This is a genomic window from Escherichia ruysiae (assembly GCF_031323975.1).
GTDB lineage: Bacteria > Pseudomonadota > Gammaproteobacteria > Enterobacterales > Enterobacteriaceae > Escherichia > Escherichia ruysiae.
In genome coordinates, this window is the sequence record NZ_JAVIWS010000001.1 from 388582 (window position 1) to 406184 (window position 17603).

The 17603-nt window shown below is 46.9% G+C and carries 17 protein-coding genes and 1 pseudogene; 8 read left to right on the top strand and 10 right to left on the bottom strand.

Going from position 1 to position 17603, the window contains the following annotated elements:
- Positions 1 to 62: 62 nt before the first annotated feature.
- The 5 genes from glsB to RGV86_RS02150 all read left to right on the top strand — a co-directional run bounded on the left by glsB (position 63) and on the right by RGV86_RS02150 (position 5694).
- Positions 63 to 989: a glutaminase B gene (gene glsB, locus RGV86_RS02130; protein WP_000257398.1), complete on the top strand. Its 927-nt coding sequence runs from the start codon at positions 63 to 65 to the stop codon at positions 987 to 989.
- Positions 989 to 1348 carry a DUF4186 domain-containing protein gene (locus RGV86_RS02135; RefSeq protein WP_001191014.1) on the top strand — a complete coding sequence of 120 codons (360 nt, stop codon included), beginning with the start codon at positions 989 to 991 and terminating at the stop codon, positions 1346 to 1348. Before glsB ends, RGV86_RS02135 begins: the two co-directional genes overlap by 1 nt.
- Before the next feature lie 138 nt (positions 1349 to 1486).
- Positions 1487 to 2905 (top strand): sensor domain-containing diguanylate cyclase, encoded by a 1419-nt coding sequence (locus RGV86_RS02140; RefSeq protein ID WP_137598467.1) that lies wholly within the window; start codon positions 1487 to 1489, stop codon positions 2903 to 2905.
- Positions 2906 to 3131: 226 nt separating this feature from the next.
- Positions 3132 to 4583 (top strand): tagaturonate reductase, encoded by a 1452-nt coding sequence (gene uxaB / locus RGV86_RS02145; protein WP_085460720.1) that lies wholly within the window; start codon positions 3132 to 3134, stop codon positions 4581 to 4583.
- 196 nt (positions 4584 to 4779) lie between these two features.
- A complete protein-coding gene (locus tag RGV86_RS02150; protein WP_024212389.1) occupies positions 4780 to 5694 on the top strand; it encodes a bestrophin family protein in 915 nt (304 codons plus the stop codon).
- Between the two features lie 3 nt (positions 5695 to 5697).
- Here RGV86_RS02150 and tam read toward each other — a convergent pair whose 3' ends face one another.
- A complete protein-coding gene (tam, locus tag RGV86_RS02155; protein ID WP_105280467.1) occupies positions 5698 to 6456 on the bottom strand; it encodes a trans-aconitate 2-methyltransferase in 759 nt (252 codons plus the stop codon).
- 380 nt (positions 6457 to 6836) lie between these two features.
- On the opposite strand from tam, the gene RGV86_RS02160 reads away from it, so the two are divergent.
- The gene (locus RGV86_RS02160) at positions 6837 to 7790 is read left to right on the top strand and encodes a hypothetical protein (RefSeq protein ID WP_309508423.1); all 954 of its coding nucleotides are present in this window, start codon (positions 6837 to 6839) and stop codon (positions 7788 to 7790) included.
- A 145-nt stretch (positions 7791 to 7935) separates the two neighbouring features.
- Here the strand turns inward: RGV86_RS02160 and RGV86_RS02165 are convergent, their stop codons facing one another.
- On the bottom strand, positions 7936 to 8376 hold the full coding sequence (locus RGV86_RS02165) for a GNAT family N-acetyltransferase (protein WP_000243017.1): 441 nt from the start codon (positions 8374 to 8376) through the stop codon (positions 7936 to 7938).
- A 463-nt stretch (positions 8377 to 8839) separates the two neighbouring features.
- Positions 8840 to 9724 (bottom strand): LysR family transcriptional regulator, encoded by an 885-nt coding sequence (locus RGV86_RS02170; RefSeq protein WP_001119030.1) that lies wholly within the window; start codon positions 9722 to 9724, stop codon positions 8840 to 8842.
- Positions 9725 to 9896: 172 nt separating this feature from the next.
- Here RGV86_RS02170 and RGV86_RS02175 point away from each other — a divergent pair, with 172 nt between their 5' ends.
- On the top strand, positions 9897 to 11033 hold the full coding sequence (locus tag RGV86_RS02175; protein WP_309508422.1) for an alpha/beta hydrolase: 1137 nt from the start codon (positions 9897 to 9899) through the stop codon (positions 11031 to 11033).
- A 177-nt stretch (positions 11034 to 11210) separates the two neighbouring features.
- Positions 11211 to 12404 (top strand): MFS transporter, encoded by a 1194-nt coding sequence (locus tag RGV86_RS02180; RefSeq protein ID WP_000494214.1) that lies wholly within the window; start codon positions 11211 to 11213, stop codon positions 12402 to 12404.
- Between the two features lie 142 nt (positions 12405 to 12546).
- Here the strand turns inward: RGV86_RS02180 and RGV86_RS22295 are convergent.
- The 7 genes and pseudogenes from RGV86_RS22295 to gspI all read right to left on the bottom strand — a co-directional run.
- Positions 12547 to 13059: pseudogene (locus RGV86_RS22295) on the bottom strand (ISNCY family transposase); the annotation flags it as partial.
- Positions 12981 to 13295, bottom strand: coding sequence for a helix-turn-helix domain-containing protein (locus RGV86_RS22425; RefSeq protein ID WP_176241071.1), 315 nt, complete (start codon positions 13293 to 13295; stop codon positions 12981 to 12983). The gene RGV86_RS22425 and the pseudogene RGV86_RS22295, both read right to left, overlap by 79 nt.
- A gap of 644 nt (positions 13296 to 13939) precedes the next feature.
- Positions 13940 to 14488, bottom strand: coding sequence for a type II secretion system protein GspM (gspM, locus tag RGV86_RS02195; RefSeq protein WP_000943885.1), 549 nt, complete (start codon positions 14486 to 14488; stop codon positions 13940 to 13942).
- Between the two features lies 1 nt (position 14489).
- Complete coding sequence (gene gspL, locus RGV86_RS02200) at positions 14490 to 15668, bottom strand: type II secretion system protein GspL (protein WP_085460723.1); 1179 nt, start codon at positions 15666 to 15668, stop codon at positions 14490 to 14492.
- Positions 15665 to 16630 carry a type II secretion system minor pseudopilin GspK gene (gspK, locus tag RGV86_RS02205; protein WP_024212690.1) on the bottom strand — a complete coding sequence of 322 codons (966 nt, stop codon included), beginning with the start codon at positions 16628 to 16630 and terminating at the stop codon, positions 15665 to 15667. The genes gspL and gspK overlap by 4 nt, the downstream gene beginning before the upstream one ends.
- 7 nt (positions 16631 to 16637) lie before the next feature.
- The gene (gspJ, locus tag RGV86_RS02210; protein WP_085460724.1) at positions 16638 to 17231 is read right to left on the bottom strand and encodes a type II secretion system minor pseudopilin GspJ; all 594 of its coding nucleotides are present in this window, start codon (positions 17229 to 17231) and stop codon (positions 16638 to 16640) included.
- Complete coding sequence (gene gspI / locus RGV86_RS02215; protein WP_000820082.1) at positions 17228 to 17602, bottom strand: type II secretion system minor pseudopilin GspI; 375 nt, start codon at positions 17600 to 17602, stop codon at positions 17228 to 17230. Before gspI ends, gspJ begins: the two co-directional genes overlap by 4 nt.
- Between the last annotated feature and the right edge of the window lies 1 nt (position 17603).

Genomic DNA, 17603 nt, shown 5'->3' on the forward strand with positions numbered 1-17603 from the left:
GTCACATATTTAGCTCTGTTATACTCGCAGGTCTTTTCAGACCTGCGAGCAAGGAGCAGAGAGTGGCAGTCGCCATGGATAATGCAATTTTAGAAAATATCTTGCGGCAAGTACGTCCGCTAATTGGTCAGGGTAAAGTCGCTGATTATATTCCGGCACTGGCAACCGTCGATGGTTCCCGTCTGGGGATTGCTATCTGTACCGTTGATGGGCAGCTTTTCCAGGCCGGAGACGCGCAAGAACGTTTTTCTATTCAGTCTATTTCCAAAGTGCTCAGTCTCGTTGTTGCTATGCGTCATTACTCCGAAGAAGAAATCTGGCAACGCGTCGGCAAAGATCCGTCGGGATCTCCGTTCAATTCCTTAGTGCAACTGGAAATGGAGCAGGGCATTCCGCGTAATCCGTTTATTAATGCCGGTGCGCTGGTGGTCTGCGATATGTTGCAAGGGCGATTAAGCGCACCACGGCAACGTATGCTGGAAGTCGTGCGTGGCTTAAGCGGCGTGTCTGATATTGCCTACGATACGGTGGTTGCCCGCTCCGAGTTTGAACATTCCGCGCGAAATGCGGCTATTGCCTGGCTGATGAAGTCGTTTGGCAATTTCCATCATGATGTGACAACCGTTCTGCAAAACTACTTTCATTACTGTGCACTGAAAATGAGCTGCGTTGAGCTGGCGCGGACGTTTGTTTTTCTGGCAAATCAGGGAAAGGCTATTCATATCGATGAGCCCGTAGTGACGCCGATGCAGGCGCGGCAAATTAACGCGTTGATGGCGACCAGTGGAATGTATCAAAACGCGGGTGAATTCGCCTGGCGGGTAGGGCTTCCGGCAAAATCTGGTGTTGGCGGCGGTATTGTTGCGATCGTCCCGCATGAAATGGCCATCGCGGTATGGAGCCCGGAGCTGGATGACGCAGGTAACTCTCTTGCCGGTATTGCAGTACTTGAACAATTAACGAAACAGTTAGGACGCTCGGTTTATTAATGCAGTCACTTGATCCACTCTTCGCGCGTTTAGCCCGTTCAAAATTTCGCTCTCGCTTTCGTCTGGGCGTCAAGGAGCGTCAGTATTGTCTGGAGAAGGGCGCGCCGGTTATTGAACAACATGCGGCAGATTTTGTCGCTAAGCGTCTTGCGCCGGCATTACCGGCGAACGACGGGAAGCAAACCCCCATGCGCGGGCATCCGGTGTTTATCGCTCAACACGCCACCGCGACCTGCTGCCGTGGCTGTCTGGCTAAGTGGCATAACATTCCGCAGGGTGTTTCGTTAAGTGAGGAACAACAACGTTATATCGTGACGGTTATCTATCACTGGCTGGTTATTCAGATGAATCAGCCATAAGAATGGTGGTAAAAGCCAAAAGATCATCTGATTGATATCTTTCTTTGTCGCCGCTGTCAGCGAACATGCTATCCTTTATGAGAATTTACTTATTGCGTTGAGATAATTGCCACTCGCAATTGTATGGACAGATAATTAATGCATGTACACCCCATATCCACTTTCCGTTTGTTCCAGGAAGGTCATCTACTACGTAATAGCATTGCAATTTTTGCGCTAACGACGCTGTTCTATTTTATAGGTGCAGAGCTACGCCTGGTTCACGAACTTTCTCTTTTCTGGCCGCTGAATGGCGTGATGGCAGGGGTATTTGCCCGCTACGTCTGGCTTAATCGTCTGCATTACTATGCCATCTGTTACGTAGCAATGCTGGTTTATGATGCCATGACCACCGAATGGGGGCTGGTTTCACTGGTTATCAATTTGTCCAATATGATGTTTATCGTAACTGTCTCCCTACTGGTTATGCGGGATAAGCGTCTGGGGAAAAATAAGTACGAGCCAGTAAGCGCATTACGGTTATTTAATTATTGTCTGATTGCCGCTTTATTATGTGCCATCGTCGGGGCGATTGGTTCGGTTAGTATTGATAGCCTGGATTTCTGGCCTTTGCTTGCTGACTGGTTTAGTGAACAATTCTCAACAGGCGTGTTGATTGTGCCTTGTATGCTGACGCTGGCAATTCCTGGGGTATTGCCGCGCTTTAAAGCAGAGCAGATGATGCCAGCCATTGCGCTTATTGTGTCGGTTATTGCCTCGGTCGTCATTGGCGGAGCGGGGAGTCTGGCGTTCCCGCTGCCTGCATTAATCTGGTGTGCAGTGCGCTATACGCCACAGGTGACGTGTCTGCTGACTTTTATCACCGGAGCAGTGGAGATCGTACTGGTAGCAAATTCGGTAATTGATATCGCCGTCGGTTCGCCGTTCTTTATTCCGCAGATGTTTTCCGCACGTCTGGGCATTGCCACGATGGCGATTTGCCCAATTATGGTTTCCTTTAGCGTGGCAGCGATTAATTCGCTAATGAAGCAAGTTGCGCTGCGAGCCGACTTTGATTTTCTGACTCAGGTTTACTCACGATCCGGTCTTTATGAGGCGCTGAAAAGTCCATCGCTGCAACAGACACAACATCTGACTGTCATGTTGCTTGATATCGACTATTTCAAAAGCATTAACGATAACTATGGTCATGAGTGTGGCGATAAAGTGTTAAGCGTGTTTGCCCAGCATATTCAGAAAATTGTCGGCGATAAGGGGCTGGTGGCGAGAATGGGAGGCGAAGAGTTTGCCGTAGCCGTGCCATCAATGAATCCCGTTGATGGTCTGCTGATGGCGGAGAAAATTCGTAAAGGCGTTGAACTACAACCGTTTACCTGGCAACAAAAGACGCTTTATCTGACGGTTAGCATCGGCGTCGGTAGTGGGGATGCTTCATACCGCACACTAACCGATGACTTCAATAAATTGATGGTCGAAGCTGATACGTGTCTCTATCGGTCGAAGAAAGACGGGCGTAACCGCACCAGTACCATGCGTTATGGTGAGGAAGTTGTCTGACAGCTTTGTTATTTTGTCACAGTTTTAGCGTAATGTGTTCTACCACTCTGTCGACTGGAGAAAGAGGAAAATCCTCGATGGAACCATGATCTGTGCCACATTTTTATCTTAAACCTGCTAATTAATCATCACGAGTTGATCAAAACAGGGGTTCAATGTATTAAAGTTTGCTAACCTGTCGTACCAATTCAAGCAGGTTGTATGACTAATCAAAAGGGAACCCATTGTGAAAACACTAAATCGTCGCGATTTTCCCGGTGCACAGTATCCAGAACGAATCATTCAGTTTGGTGAAGGTAACTTTCTGCGCGCCTTTGTTGACTGGCAAATTGATCTCCTGAATGAACACACCGACCTGAATTCTGGCGTGGTCGTTGTTCGTCCGATTGAAACTTCATTCCCGCCGTCACTGAGCACGCAGGATGGGCTGTATACCACCATTATTCGTGGCCTGAATGAGAAGGGAGAAGCGGTCAGCGATGCGCGTCTGATTCGTTCTGTAAACCGTGAAATCAGCGTCTACGGTGACTACGATGAATTCCTGAAACTTGCACATAATCCGGAAATGCGCTTCGTCTTTTCCAACACCACAGAAGCGGGTATTAGCTATCATGCGGGCGACAAATTTGATGATGCGCCAGCAGTAAGCTATCCGGCAAAACTGACGCGTCTGCTGTTCGAACGTTTCAGCCATTTCAACGGCGCGCTGGATAAAGGTTGGATCATCATTCCGTGTGAGCTGATCGACTACAACGGCGACGCGTTGCGTGAACTGGTGCTGCGCTACGCACAAGAATGGGCACTGCCCGAAGCATTTATTCAATGGCTGGATCAGGCTAACAGTTTCTGTTCTACGCTGGTGGACCGCATCGTTACCGGTTATCCGCGTGATGAAGTGGCTAAACTGGAAGCTGAACTCGGCTATCACGATGGTTTCCTCGACACCGCTGAACACTTTTACCTGTTTGTGATTCAGGGACCGAAATCCTTAGCGACTGAACTGCGTCTGGATAAATATCCGCTTAACGTGCTGATTGTTGACGATATTAAACCGTATAAAGAGCGCAAAGTAGCAATCCTTAATGGCGCACACACCGCGCTGGTGCCGGTGGCGTTCCAGGCAGGGCTGGATACCGTCGGCGAAGCGATGAACGATGCTGAAATTTGCGCATTCGTTGAAAAAGCCATTTACGAAGAGATTATTCCGGTGCTGGATCTGCCACGTGATGAACTGGAATCTTTCGCCAGCGCCGTTACCGGGCGTTTCCGTAACCCGTACATTAAGCATCAGCTGCTGTCTATCGCGCTCAACGGTATGACCAAGTTCCGCACCCGCATCCTGCCGCAGTTGCTGGCAGGGCAGAAGGAAAACGGCACACTTCCGGCGCGCCTCACTTTCGCATTAGCGGCATTGATTGCGTTCTATCGCGGAGAGCGTAACGGAGAAACGTATCCGGTACAGGACGATGCCCACTGGCTGGAACGTTACCAGCAACTCTGGAGCCAGCATCGTGACCGCGTTATCGGCACCCAGGAACTGGTTGCGATTGTGTTAGCAGAAAAAGACCACTGGGTGCAAGACCTGACGCAAGTACCTGGTCTGGTTGAGCAGGTTGCTAATGACCTGGATGCGATTCTCGAAAAAGGAATGCGCGAAGCTGTACGTCCGTTGTGCTAATACTCTGAACCCGGTTTCGACCGGGTTTCTTATTTGATTATATTAGTTACAACATCCTATGTGCCTTTATCATTAACAGGTGCCACATGCAGCACCTGTTAATGTTGTAAGCTTGTAGGTAATTTGTAAGTAGTGTCTTGAGAATGTGATCGGAATCACGTTTAATAGTGCGACTTTTCCACGCCTGAAGATAATCATGATTGTTCGTCCACAACAACACTGGCTGCGCCGTATTTTTGTCTGGCACGGTTCAGTATTATCCAAGATATCCTCGCGCTTACTACTCAATTTTCTCTTTTCTATCGCTGTTATTTTCATGCTGCCCTGGTACACGCATTTGGGCATCAAATTCACCCTCGCACCGTTCAGCATTCTCGGTGTCGCCATCGCCATCTTTCTGGGTTTTCGTAATAACGCAGGTTATGCCCGTTATGTCGAAGCGCGCAAACTTTGGGGGCAGTTGATGATTGCCTCACGGTCGTTACTGCGTGAGGTAAAAACGACATTACCTGATTCGGCAAGTGTAAAGGAGTTTGCCCGGCTACAAATCGCCTTCGCCCACTGTTTACGCATGACATTACGCAAACAGCCACAGGCGGGAGTGCTGGCACATTATCTTAATACTGGAGATCTTCAGCGAGTACTGGCTTCCAACTCTCCAGCTAACCGTATTTTATTGATAATGGGTGAGTGGTTGGCCGTTCAGCGGCGAAACGGGCTACTTTCTGACATTCTGTTTATTAGTCTGAACGATCGTCTTAATGATATTTCTGCGGTACTGGCAGGGTGCGAGCGTATTGCATATACGCCAATTCCCTTTGCCTACACCCTGATTTTGCATCGTACCGTTTATCTGTTTTGTATCATGCTGCCGTTCGCGCTGGTCGTGGACCTGCATTACATGACGCCTTTTATCTCAGTGCTAATTTCCTACACCTTTATTTCACTGGATTGTCTGGCGGAAGAGCTGGAAGATCCGTTCGGTACTGAAAACAATGATTTACCGTTGGATGCCATCTGCAACGCTATTGAAATTGACCTGTTACAGATGAACGACGAAACAGAAATTCCGCCGAAGATTCTTCCCGATCGCCATTACCAGCTGACGTAATAATTACTCCGTGCGCCGGGCAACAATAAACAGACGCGGAAATGCCAACAGTATCTGCCCGTTCTCCTGCAGTGGATACTGTTCTTCCAGCATCTGATGATAGCGCGTAAGAAAATGCTGCTGCTCACTCTCCGTCAGATCCTGCAACCATGGGCGTAATCCGGTGGCTGTCACCCAGTCAATAATCGCCTGGTGCGACGGCATCTGGTGATAGTAGGTGGTGCGCCAGATATCAACCTCACATCCGGCTTCGCTCAGAATATCGTAGTAAGCATGAACGCCTGCCAGCGGTTCGCGTCCACGATCCGGATAATGCTGCTCCCAGGCGACTTCGCGCATTAACACATGCGTCGGCTCCAGCCAGTTGTCCGGCATTTGCACCGCCAGCACGCCATGCGGATTGAGTAACGATACCAGATGCGGAAACAGTTCATAGTGTTCGGGCAGCCATTGCAGCGAGGCATTGGCGAAAATCAGATCGAGTGCATGGTTCGGTTGCCAATTGCGGATGTCTGCTTCCACAAACTGACATTCTGGTAAAATTGCGCGCGCTTCGGCAATCATCGCCGGAGACGAATCAATGCCGGTAATTTTAGCCGTTGGCCAGCGTTGATGTAGCAGGGCGGTGCTATTGCCTGGGCCACAGCCAAGATCGGCTATTTCCCAGGCGTTTTCCAGAGGGACTCTGGCAAGCAGTTCTACTGCCGGTCGTGACCGTTCGGCGTTGAAGTGCAGATATAAAGAGGGATTCCAGTCAGCCATTTTTTTACTCCCGTCAGCGCATTATCCCAAGTGTAGATAAAACTGATGGATTCGCCGCACGTCATCAATCCATTGAACACGCGCTTTGTACGTGGCCTACGTGATTAACTCAAATGTAGCCTGGCGTAAATTTTAATTACAACCACTTTAAAACAAATGAAATCCATATATTAAGCTTTTTGTTGATTTTATATGAATCTATTAACATACAGAATATTCAATATCTAATTTTAATATCTGCCAGCCAAATATCCATGAAGTAAATAATTCCACAGAGGATTTTTTTTGATATCCTTAGGGCAGGAGCCAGATTTGAAGGAGTTTTTTGTGCAATCATGGCATTTTGGACACTAACTCTATCGGATATAGAGATATAAAACATGACGAGAAAATTTGCATTCAACATTTTATACATCATTGATGTTTTAGGTGATGAGGATCTTGATTCCCCGAGTGACATCAAAATCAATAATAAACCAGATGATATAACGCTTAAAAGTAATACCACCTCAAAACTATTTAAATCCATATCAAGTCTGAAAGTGCCAATTCCTATTGTTTTTGTTAAGATACATAATATCCCCATGCTGAATTCTTTCTTTAAAGAGCTGGAAAAAGGAGTCATAAAAAAAGGGTTAATTCCTATAGTGCATTTTGAGTGTCATGGTTCACCCGAGGAAGGAATGTTTCTCCCTGGAATTAAAAAATATATCTCCTGGGGGGAGATGAATGATTTATTTTTAATGATAAACAAGCATACAATGAATAATCTACTGGCCATTGTCGCGGGATGTGACAGTTTCAAATCAACAGAAAATATAGAGTTTGCAAAAGGAAGCCCTTATGGCTGCTATATTGGCGCAAACAAAGTTACTGACGCAAGTATAATTAGCAGGTTTAAAGATTTTTACCGTTATATCTTTTTATATAATGATTTCGATGGAGCTTGTGATCTTTTAGGTGCCGATTTTTCTATGGTTTTCTCATATGATATCTGTATGCAAAGCTTTTTACTTCCGTTGGTCTTGAGTTATTTCGGAAAAGATAAAAAAGAGTTTGTTGAGTATACAATCAACCGACTAATAGACAATGGACAACAGGGCTCTATAGGTGAAATAAGAAAGTTAGCAAAATACAGGTTAAAACATATTGATAAGTATTATGAACGTTCTGGTGTTCAATTCTTACATGGGCAAAAGCCGCTTGCGTTTACGGAATTAAAGCGAATTGCACAGGAACTTAAGGACAAACTTATTGATGAGGCTAAATTCAACCTCGAACTGAGGAATGCAATTAAATTGAAAAGAAATACAATCATGGGGAAGGGGGCTTGACCCTGAAAACACTGGATTTACTACTGTAGAATACCTGGTGTACATCAAGTCAGATGATATACACCAGGTGGCACAACTTACGAAGTGGTTATAATAATCAGCTTGCGCTCGTACTCGAATCCGACATGCAAACCTCGCTGGAGAGTTATTTAACAATGGGCATGTCTGCGAGAAGCTTAACAAAACGCTTCCTCACTTCCTGATAACCGTGGCTTTCATAAAACTTGTGTGCTCTGATTCTACGTTCACTGCTTGAAAGCTCAATTTGAGAACATCCCTTATCCAGTGCGATTTGCTCAGAGGCAATGAGAAGCTTCTTTCCGATACCTGTTCCTCGCGACGATTCATCTATGACCAGAGCTGAAATTAATGCCCACAAACCGTTTTCATGTACAGGGGTGATAAAATTCATCACAATAACCCCGCAGAGTTCCTTTTCTGCTTCAGCAACCAAAATACTAAGACTGGTATGCTTCTGGTTAATATGATTTTCTAAGCGTTCTACATCTGTCTGATAACCCAATTGCAGAAAGAGCTTTTGTAGAGATGGTATATCTTTTAATTCAGGAGTCCTGATTAAGACCATTGCCATAACCTTTGTCAGAAGAGTTAAGTAAAAATATCCCAGTCTCTCTAAAGTTGCCAGGGTTGCTTTCCGCTGTGAATTCAACTGATGGACGCACAATGTTGCTGAATGAGCTCACCAGTACAAGCATGTCGATCCTTGGCTGCTGAATTTTGGGGGCGCGAAGCCTGTGTGGAACCAAACACGTCCTGTAAGAGCCTGAGTTGATTAACATCGGTCATTGAGAAAAACTCAGTTCCGAATGCAGTTATGAGTCTCATCCTTTGAAAGCAGTGGTGAGACTGTAGCGCGGGCATGGCTATATTTGCCAGAAATGGACATCTCAATTTAGCCTCTACAACCTATGTCAAAGCTAAGTTCAGATGTCCGGGGCAGGGTAAAGCTGAAATGTCCGCTGTGTGCCAGAAACGGACGTTGTTTTCCAACTATTACCCAGGCCTGCGAATCATCTCATCTTCATCCCTTAAATTCTCAATGTATCGATAACCGCTCGTAGAGCGGGTGACACATTTCTGTGCGGATAATAGATATATGAACCTTCCAGGCGTTGGCTGTAGCATTGCAAAACTCTGATCAGCGCCCCCTGTTCTATATCATCAGATACCAATTCCTCCGGAACATAAGCCAGTCCCAGACCTAGCCTCGCGGCTTTGGCTTCCATATAACTGTCAGCAAAGGCCCATTGTCCCTGAGGCTGATGGGTGATCTTTTTACCGTCCTGATTGAGTTCCCAGGCATACAGGCTGCCGTCGCCGAACTGGTAAGCGATGCAGGGATGACCCACTAAATCGGTGGGGGTTTGCGGAAATCCGTAGCGACGAAAGTGCTCGGGTGTGCCGACAACGGCCATCTCCATATCGGGCGAAATACGCACCGCGACCATACCGCTATCCACTTCCGAGCCCAGACGTATACCGGCATCGAAGCGTTCAGTAATAATATCGACAAACCGGCTTTCACTGATGAGCTCCAGCCGAATATCCGGGTAGCGTTGTTTAAACACCGCCAGCTTCGGCAGCAGTACTTTGTCAATGGCGTGCTGGCTGGCATTAATACGGACCGTACCCGATGGTGTATGGCGATAATGGGCCAGCGTGGCAAGCCCCATATCTAAGGCGTCAAATCCAGATTCGACGTTTTTATAGAGCAACTCGCCAGCATGGGTGAGCGATAGCTTGCGCGTGGTGCGTACCAGAAGCTGCACGCCCAGTCGTTCTTCCAGCTCGCGCACTGCACGGCTAATTCCTGACTGCGCCAGACCAAGCCTCTGTGCGGCGGCGGTAAAACTCCCTTCTCGCACGACCTGCATAAACAGATAGAGATCGTTATAGTTTTCCCTTTTCGCCATCATTCTTCCTCTGCTGCTGCATCACAATTCAGAACAATATGGTATTAATCTTAGCATTATTTACCCTCTAATCAGCACTATTAGTGCTAACTATAATATGCGCGTTGCAACAAAGCACGGCAGCGTTGGCCGTATGAAACCAGTATCTGGCACTTTTATGAAGGGGATTTTGATGACTGCTTTCACCCAAAAATTGACAGCTGCGATACCCGCCATGCTGTTATGCGCATCATTAAGTGGAGTCACAAATATGAGTTACGCTGATACAACCAATCCGAACGCGCCCGTTTCGCTGGTTGAGAAATGGGATAAAACTTTTGCTGAGAGCACGAAAGTTGATCACCGTAAGGTGACCTTTCCGAACCGGTACGGGATCACCTTAGTCGGGGATCTCTACATACCGAAGGATCGTGGAGATCGCAAGCTGGCCGCTATTGCTGTTAGTGGCCCCTTCGGGGCGGTGAAAGAGCAATCCAGCGGCCTGTATGCGCAGACGCTGGCTGAACAGGGATTTGTCACTCTGGCTTTCGACCCTTCATACACGGGTGAAAGCGGCGGCTACCCGCGAAACGTCGCATCTCCGGATATCAACACCGAGGATTTCAGCGCGGCGGTTGATTTCTTAGGCCTGCAAAAAGAGGTGGATCGCAACCGTATCGGGTTGCTCGGTATCTGCGGATGGGGCGGCATGGCTTTAAACGACGCTGCGATGGACACGCGTGTCAAGGCGGTGGCGAGCAGCGTGATGTATGACATGAGCCGTGCAATGGGTCATGGCGTGGGCGATGGCAAAGACCGCTATACCACTGCCGATCGTCGTGCCGTATTGCAGTATCTGAACATGCAGCGCTGGAAGGATGCGGAAAATGGCGCTTTCGCGCCAGGCGGGCATGACATTTACGTTGATGAGAAGGGCAACGTCACCGCTTCCGATCGTATTTTACCGGAAACTCTGCCCACGAATCCTAATCCGGTATTGAAAGAGTTCTTTGATTATTACCGCATGCCGCGTGGTTTCCATGCGCGTTCGGTCAACTCAACCGGTGCCTGGAATGCAACCATGCCGCTGTCATTTATGAATATGCCGCTGCTGAGTTACGCTAATGAAGTTACTATCCCTACACTCATCGTGACCGGCGAAAAAGCCCATTCACGCTATTTTGCTGAAGATGCCTTTAACGCGATCGGCAGCAAAGAGAAAGAGTTAGTGATTGTTCCCGGGGCAAACCATGTTGATCTGTATGACAACGTTGCGGGTAAGATCCCATTTACCAAATTTGAGCAATTTTTCAAGGCAAACTTAAGATAACCCGAAAGGTTTACCAGGCCACCTGTCGTAAACGGGTGGCTTTTAACTGCCTGGTGTGATGCAGAATATGCCACATCGCCCTCTATTCTCACCCAACTATTATGTCGTTATTCCCTGAATAACTTCTGACCCGACTGCGCCTGAATCTGGCTGGTTCGATATTAAGGGATGCTAATAATGTTCACTATAAGTCTAAAACAATCATACGAAAAAACGCATGCATACTGGAGCGGCGTATTTGCCATGACGCTTTGCGTGTTTGTGCTGATCGCTTCTGAGTTTATGCCAGTCAGCCTGCTTACGCTCATTGCCCATGATTTACACGTTACCGAAGGGCTGGCAGGGCAAGGAATTGCTGTGTCTGGCGCGCTGGCGGTGCTTACCAGTCTGACTATCTCCCGTATTGTCGGAGACCTGAATCGAAAATATCTTCTGCTGGGGCTGACGGTCTTAATGGCCATATCGGGAATAGTTATCACCATAGCGCCTAACTATCCGGTTTATATGCTGGGGAGGGCTCTGATTGGCGTCGTCATCGGAGGATTCTGGTCAATGTCGGCTGCAACCGCCATTCGGCTCGTGCCGCAGCACCAGGTCCCCCGCGCACTGGCAATTTTTAACGGCGGCAACGCGCTGGCCACCGTTGTGGCTGCGCCGCTTGGTAGCTATCTGGGGACAACCATCGGTTGGCGTGGCACCTTTTTATGTCTGGTCCCCCTTGCGATAGCTGCGTTCATCTGGCAATGGATCAGCCTGCCTTCGATGGAAAGCGATAAAACACATAAACCACAGGGGTCTGTGCTTCGTCTGTTCAGTGTCGCCATCGTACCAACGGGACTGCTGGCCTGTGGGCTCTTCTTTATGGGACAGTTTGCTTTATTTACCTACGTGCGCCCCTTTCTGGAAAGCGTCACCAGAGTGGGAGCTTCTGATCTTTCTCTGATTTTGCTCGCAATAGGTGTAGCAGGTTTTGTCGGCACAATGCTCGTCTCAACATTCCTGAACACCATATTTTATAAGACATTAATCATGATCCCGTTGCTTATGGCAGCGATTACCGGTGCGTTACTGCTGGTCGGACACCACATCTGGGCTGTTGCCGTTTTACTCAGCCTGTGGGGGCTACTTGCAACGGCTGCGCCAACGGGGTGGTGGACATGGATAGCACGTGCGTTACCCGAAGATGCAGAGACGGGGGGAGGCCTCATGGTTGCGGTGATTCAGCTATCTATTGCACTTGGTTCAACGGCTGGAGGTCTGGTATTCGACAGTCTGGGATGGAGAAGTGCTTTTGGTTTAAGTGGTTTGTTACTTCTGGGAGCGGTGGCGATGACATGGGTCACATCCCGTCAAAGTAGGAATGCGCAGTAGCGCAATCCTTTTATTTCTGGCGTACGTTCTTTAAGGCATACGGCTGAGGGGCTAATGACCGCTCCTCGCTCAAAGCGGACATTAATGTCTCTGGCAATTCAGTTCTGTGAAGGGTGGGATTATGTCTGCCTTCAGAGCTTCGTCATTTCCTTGTACCGAAAATTTCTTCAGAACGGGACTGTAACGTCTTCAACGCATCAAGCATATCGTCACCATTCAGTGAACGTTGCGATTTCTTTTCGCCTGGTTTTCTGGGCCATCACCGGCAGGGAGTGCCTGTGAACGGTTATTATCGCGTTTATCCTGAAACAGTTTGATAAATTCAAGGGTACGTCCGAGTCGTTTGTTGTCCACGATAGCCCCCTGGTCGATTTCCTGGAGCCGATCATAGGTGGAGTAGGGAAGAGCTTCACCGTTAAGGCAGAGTTCTTTACGACCTTCCGGGTAATGCCAGACCTCGATATATTTCCCGATAGCCCTGCGGCTTAACTCATCTCATTATCTTCAATCAGATAAAGTACTGCACCGTTAAAGATTTTGAAACACGTCGCAGTTCCCGCCATGTGAAAGATGCGGCTAGATCATCATCAGTTTCAAGTGGCCGGTGAACATCAAAGTCATGCCGAGGCGATTTCGCAAAGCGCCGGTTGTAATCATCATTTTCCGCACGGTCTCTTTTGAAATCCGGACACCGTATTCTGTGGTCAGAATTCGCCAGATTGCAGACGGATTCATCCCCCGACCACGTGTGCGAATAAACTGCAGGGTCTGGTCTCTGATGGCAGTGTTTAACTGATGGTTGCCGGGCTTTCCCCTGCGCTGGCTGACCAGACCGGCAGGTCCCAGCTCACGGTAACGTTTATTATCAATGTATTGCTGGGTGGCCATCATGTAGTCGAACGCATTTTCTGAATCACAGAATCGCAGGTGCATCAGACGACCGGTGGCGTCATCCATGAAGAGCTGAAGCAAAGCCCGGTCAAATACTCGCTGAATGATGCCAAGTCGGTAAAGTTCTCTGTCTGTCATAGTCACCAACATAAGATTGCGGTCCTGTGCTGAGCAAAATGAAAGCTGAATTGTGGTGAGACGACAATAACGCTTTGTGCTGACAACTTTAGTGCGCATAATGTATATTATGTTAAATGAGAGATATCAGAATGCCCCTGACCACCGTACCGACCTCATAGCTCTAATGTACATGCTCCCTCCCCACTACCCGACAGGCACTATCAATCGTTTTGCCTCGGGCATTTCTGTTTTGAAATAGCATATCTGGAGGTCTTCAGTATGCACATTTCAATCTCCCTTACCCTTCAGTTATTACGGGAGTTGAAGGAACGACGTTCGCTCCTGCGTTTGTGATGCTTTGAAACTTCAGCATTAAATGACATGACTCCGGCCGAATTAATCCGAAGTCTTCAGAAAGACATTTAACACTGTACTGATTTTAAGATCATAGCCTACATAGGAAAATCAATGGTTGTCCGCCTGCTGGTTACCATATTACCTACTCTATTTTAAGCAGGCTCCAGTCAATATGGAGCTAATACAAGATTCTCAACTTTAATCATCCCCTTTTGTTCAATAGAGATAACATCAATTTGTATAACTTCTAGTGAGTATTTTTTACTCAGCAAACTAAGCCATTTCAGCAAATCATCAAAAATGACGGGCTCAATCGCTACCTGAATATTAGCCCCATTTTGTTTTATTTGTCTGATGACAATAGAATGAATCGAAGAAGTAGTGTTGATAATCTGTGAAATCTGCGAAATTGACAAATTGTCAAAGGTTGCTCGTTTTTGTCTGGCGCTGATAATATCAGGCGTTGCTGTTTGAAGGTTTTTGAGCAGAGTGTTTAATTGTTGCAATTCCCTCTCTTGTTGCTCTATACGTATATTCAATGGCTGCCATAATAGCGAATAATATCCTGCGCAAAACATGATTAACAACGCACCGATCAACAGTCCTTTTTCTCTTAGCGAACGACCAACATAGTATTGAGTAACCCAATTTTCTACTGCATTTGACCACCGATCACGGTAGTGATTAAAAAATTGAATGAATTCATGACGTAACACGTTATTTTCTCCGTAACGTTACTGCTCCTGACACATAATTGTCCTCATTTATTAACGCGTCCTGTTGCACAAAAAAATCTACAGCAAGCGCATCTCGCAGTTTGTCGAAGCTGGAGAAGTCTGGAGCACTTAACCTGAAATGCAGTGTCTGATGTTTTTGATCATAAGTGAAACTACGGATTTCTAACTTTGAGAGCGAGGCAGATTTAAGAGCATTAGCAATAACCGACAGATGTTCGAGAAACGTCTTATCAGTTGCTCGAGACCGAGAATTATTGATCGCTGTTATAATCTGTGAGCGCAAATTAACGATTCGCTTTTGCTCCGGAAAAACCGATAAAAATTGTTTCTCAACACGTATACGGCTTTGTATTACCTGCTCATTAATGCTCCATAACGTCACCACACGATCTGCTAATAAACTAACCAGAATCAGGAATACAGGTAAAACTACTGCCCGCCAACGTATCCACTGTTTTTGATAACTGACCCGGGGTTGCCATGGTCCGGTCAGCAAATTCCCTTCAGGTTGACCGTGCTCACAGAGAGAGAGTTCGCTGGTAATTTTCAGTTTTTCACTATCAGTACCAATCCTGGCTGCTACCTCTTGAGCCGATTTCCCGATCACTGTTAGCTGGAGTGGATGGTTTTGAGCACTAATCTGCGCGCGTAATATGTCAGCTATCAGATCTGGGGCACCACTCCATCCCTGGCATATATCGATTCTAGCGATCACTCGGTCAGCATGGAAAATCATATTCCCACAAGGAATGGACATCCAGTCCGGAACGGCAGTTGCATGGTTAATATCATAACATTGCAACCAGTCAACAATATATTTCATATGTTGCTGATGTATTACTGCAACTATTGCCTGTTGTTTTACAGTCCTCAAAATTGCAAAGTGCAATTCATCAATATCTTCACTCAGATTTTCTTCCAGTAATGCCGGGATAATATTCTGCACCTGGTTGTGAGGGACGTCTGGTATTTCAACTTGCCAGACGCTGAGCCATTCACCGGGAATATAGAGTTGAATTATATCTGTTTGGCACCACTGTATAAGCAATTCGTCGGGAGTTGTGGGCCAAATACCTTGTTCCACTTCTTGTGCATGGCGTTGCCAGCGTATTACCCCGGAGGCAGAAAAGGGAAAAAAAAACTTCAGAATAGCTCTCACTCACTGTCCCCTGTATGATGTCGCTGAACCGAGAAATATTGAGGTCCCTGGCGGGCAATCAAAGAATTCATTGTCAGTTCTGTCTCATTCACAGTAATATCTGAGCGCAACCAAAAGTAATTACTCTGTACGACCAGTACGTCTTTTACTTTTCTTTTTGTATACTCATCGACACGAGTTAGTATCGGATTAGAAAGAAACTGATCGACATCTTTCCATCCTTCTGCGGGACGTTGTTGTAGTAATACGCTGGCTTGAACGGATGTTAACCACGGATCGAATAATGCTTCCAAAAGGATACCTTGTGAGATATCTAATGTATTGATATTGATCTGCTGCATGTTCATCGGCAGTACACAGACCAGCGGTTTCATTTTGCGATAAATATCTGCATCCATTCCCTTAACAATTCGCATCTCACTGATGTCCGCCAGTGGCTGATTTGCCGTATAGAAAGGCTCTGTTTGAGCCCCGTATTCTCTGTCCTCTCGCCCCTGCCGAGTATCTGTACCAATAAACTCCCGCAGGTTTTCAGCAATCTTTTCAGCTCGGTTGATTGGAACTTCCAGACGTAAAAGCAGAGCGATGAGTTGTTGAACAGCAAGGAAGTGTGAAGTTGTTGCCGACCTGGAGAAAATATTCAGATTAAAGCAGGCCTGAGCATCTTGCAGGGTAATGACCACTTTCCCCTGCGGTAAATGAAAAAGACGAGGGCCTGAGGCCCATTCCTGCCCCAAATGTACACGCGTTTCTTTTTTCAGACTCCGACTTAATATACTCAGCGCCAGGCTTTCAACACTGGCGCTGTAACTCATTGCCTGCTGATAATCTTGCTGAATATGTGCTCTTTCCTGTTGCTGCCACATCATGGTCGAGAGGCTGGTAACCATCAGCATCATTGTTGCCAGTAACACCAGCACTACGACAAGTGCAATACCTCGTTTTGGCGGTGTTCGTATCATTATATCGTTATTTAATTTGTGGCCCATGAAGTAACCAAACGCGTTCTATCATGCCCCATTTTTGCGTATGCAGTATTATTCGCATAGCAAAGGGTAACTCCTGTGATGACTGCCAACTCGTCTGCCAGACTGAGCCATCATAAAAAAACAGGCTGAATGTATCGACCTTAATCAATTTTTGTACGACAGGGTTTACATTAATCAATGGCCAGGATAAGCGTTCGAGATAACCGCTGCGGATACGATACCCGACAGTGAGTAAATTACTACGTGGTAGCTGCATTCCCGGATTGATTATCCCACTGCGGACAAAGCGTATTCCCCAGCTTTCTGAGGCCAGTACACCTTCGCCAGCCAGAAATGACGATTCCCACTGACCGTTTTCCCTTCTCATCTGGCGTGGCACAATTTGTGTCAAATCATGACTCATAAAACTCATCGTTTGTTGAAGTGCTTTTAGTTTATGATCATGTTCGGTGACAACGACGTTGACATTTGAGAGGCCGTTAGCTACCTGCTGCGCCATTAAGACCAGTGAGGCAAAAATAGCAATAGCAATCAGCACTTCAGCTAACGTAAAACCAGAGCGAACAATCTTCAAGGTAGTGCTCCTTCATCTGCACTAAACCATGCGCGTCCAGAATTAACTACACTGGAAAAGTCTTTCTGGCGACTAACGTCAATATCCACTGCTTTTATCAAGGTGTTGTCTGCTTTTAAGGGCACGGTTCGCCAGTACCAGAGAATCCCGGCCATTTCTTCCTCACCATGCTGATCCGTCGCGCGTTGTGCAGGATCCATTAAATAAAGCAAGGTCATATGGTTCTCAACTACCCAACCCGCCACCGTTTTTTCTTCAATTTTATTCTGATAATTCAACACGCTACAGGTGATTTGTAAGATCGCTATGGAAGCAAGAGCAAAAATAGACAGGGCAATCATTACCTCCAGCAGTGTAAATCCGCGCTTCATC

Excerpts from the sequence above, each read along its gene's own strand:
- RGV86_RS02135 (WP_001191014.1), top strand. The coding sequence starts at position 989 with ATGCAGTCACTTGATCCACTCTTCGCGCGTTTAGCCCGTTCAAAATTT.
- RGV86_RS02140 (WP_137598467.1), top strand. The coding sequence starts at position 1,487 with ATGCATGTACACCCCATATCCACTTTCCGTTTGTTCCAGGAAGGTCAT.
- RGV86_RS02150 (WP_024212389.1), top strand. The coding sequence starts at position 4,780 with ATGATTGTTCGTCCACAACAACACTGGCTGCGCCGTATTTTTGTCTGG.
- tam (WP_105280467.1), bottom strand. The coding sequence starts at position 6,456 with ATGGCTGACTGGAATCCCTCTTTATATCTGCACTTCAACGCCGAACGG.
- RGV86_RS02160 (WP_309508423.1), top strand. The coding sequence starts at position 6,837 with ATGACGAGAAAATTTGCATTCAACATTTTATACATCATTGATGTTTTA.
- RGV86_RS02165 (WP_000243017.1), bottom strand. The coding sequence starts at position 8,376 with ATGGTCTTAATCAGGACTCCTGAATTAAAAGATATACCATCTCTACAA.
- RGV86_RS02170 (WP_001119030.1), bottom strand. The coding sequence starts at position 9,724 with ATGGCGAAAAGGGAAAACTATAACGATCTCTATCTGTTTATGCAGGTC.
- RGV86_RS02175 (WP_309508422.1), top strand. The coding sequence starts at position 9,897 with ATGACTGCTTTCACCCAAAAATTGACAGCTGCGATACCCGCCATGCTG.
- RGV86_RS02180 (WP_000494214.1), top strand. The coding sequence starts at position 11,211 with ATGTTCACTATAAGTCTAAAACAATCATACGAAAAAACGCATGCATAC.
- RGV86_RS22425 (WP_176241071.1), bottom strand. The coding sequence starts at position 13,295 with ATGATGGCCACCCAGCAATACATTGATAATAAACGTTACCGTGAGCTG.
- gspK (WP_024212690.1), bottom strand. The coding sequence starts at position 16,630 with ATGATACGAACACCGCCAAAACGAGGTATTGCACTTGTCGTAGTGCTG.
- gspI (WP_000820082.1), bottom strand. The coding sequence starts at position 17,602 with ATGAAGCGCGGATTTACACTGCTGGAGGTAATGATTGCCCTGTCTATT.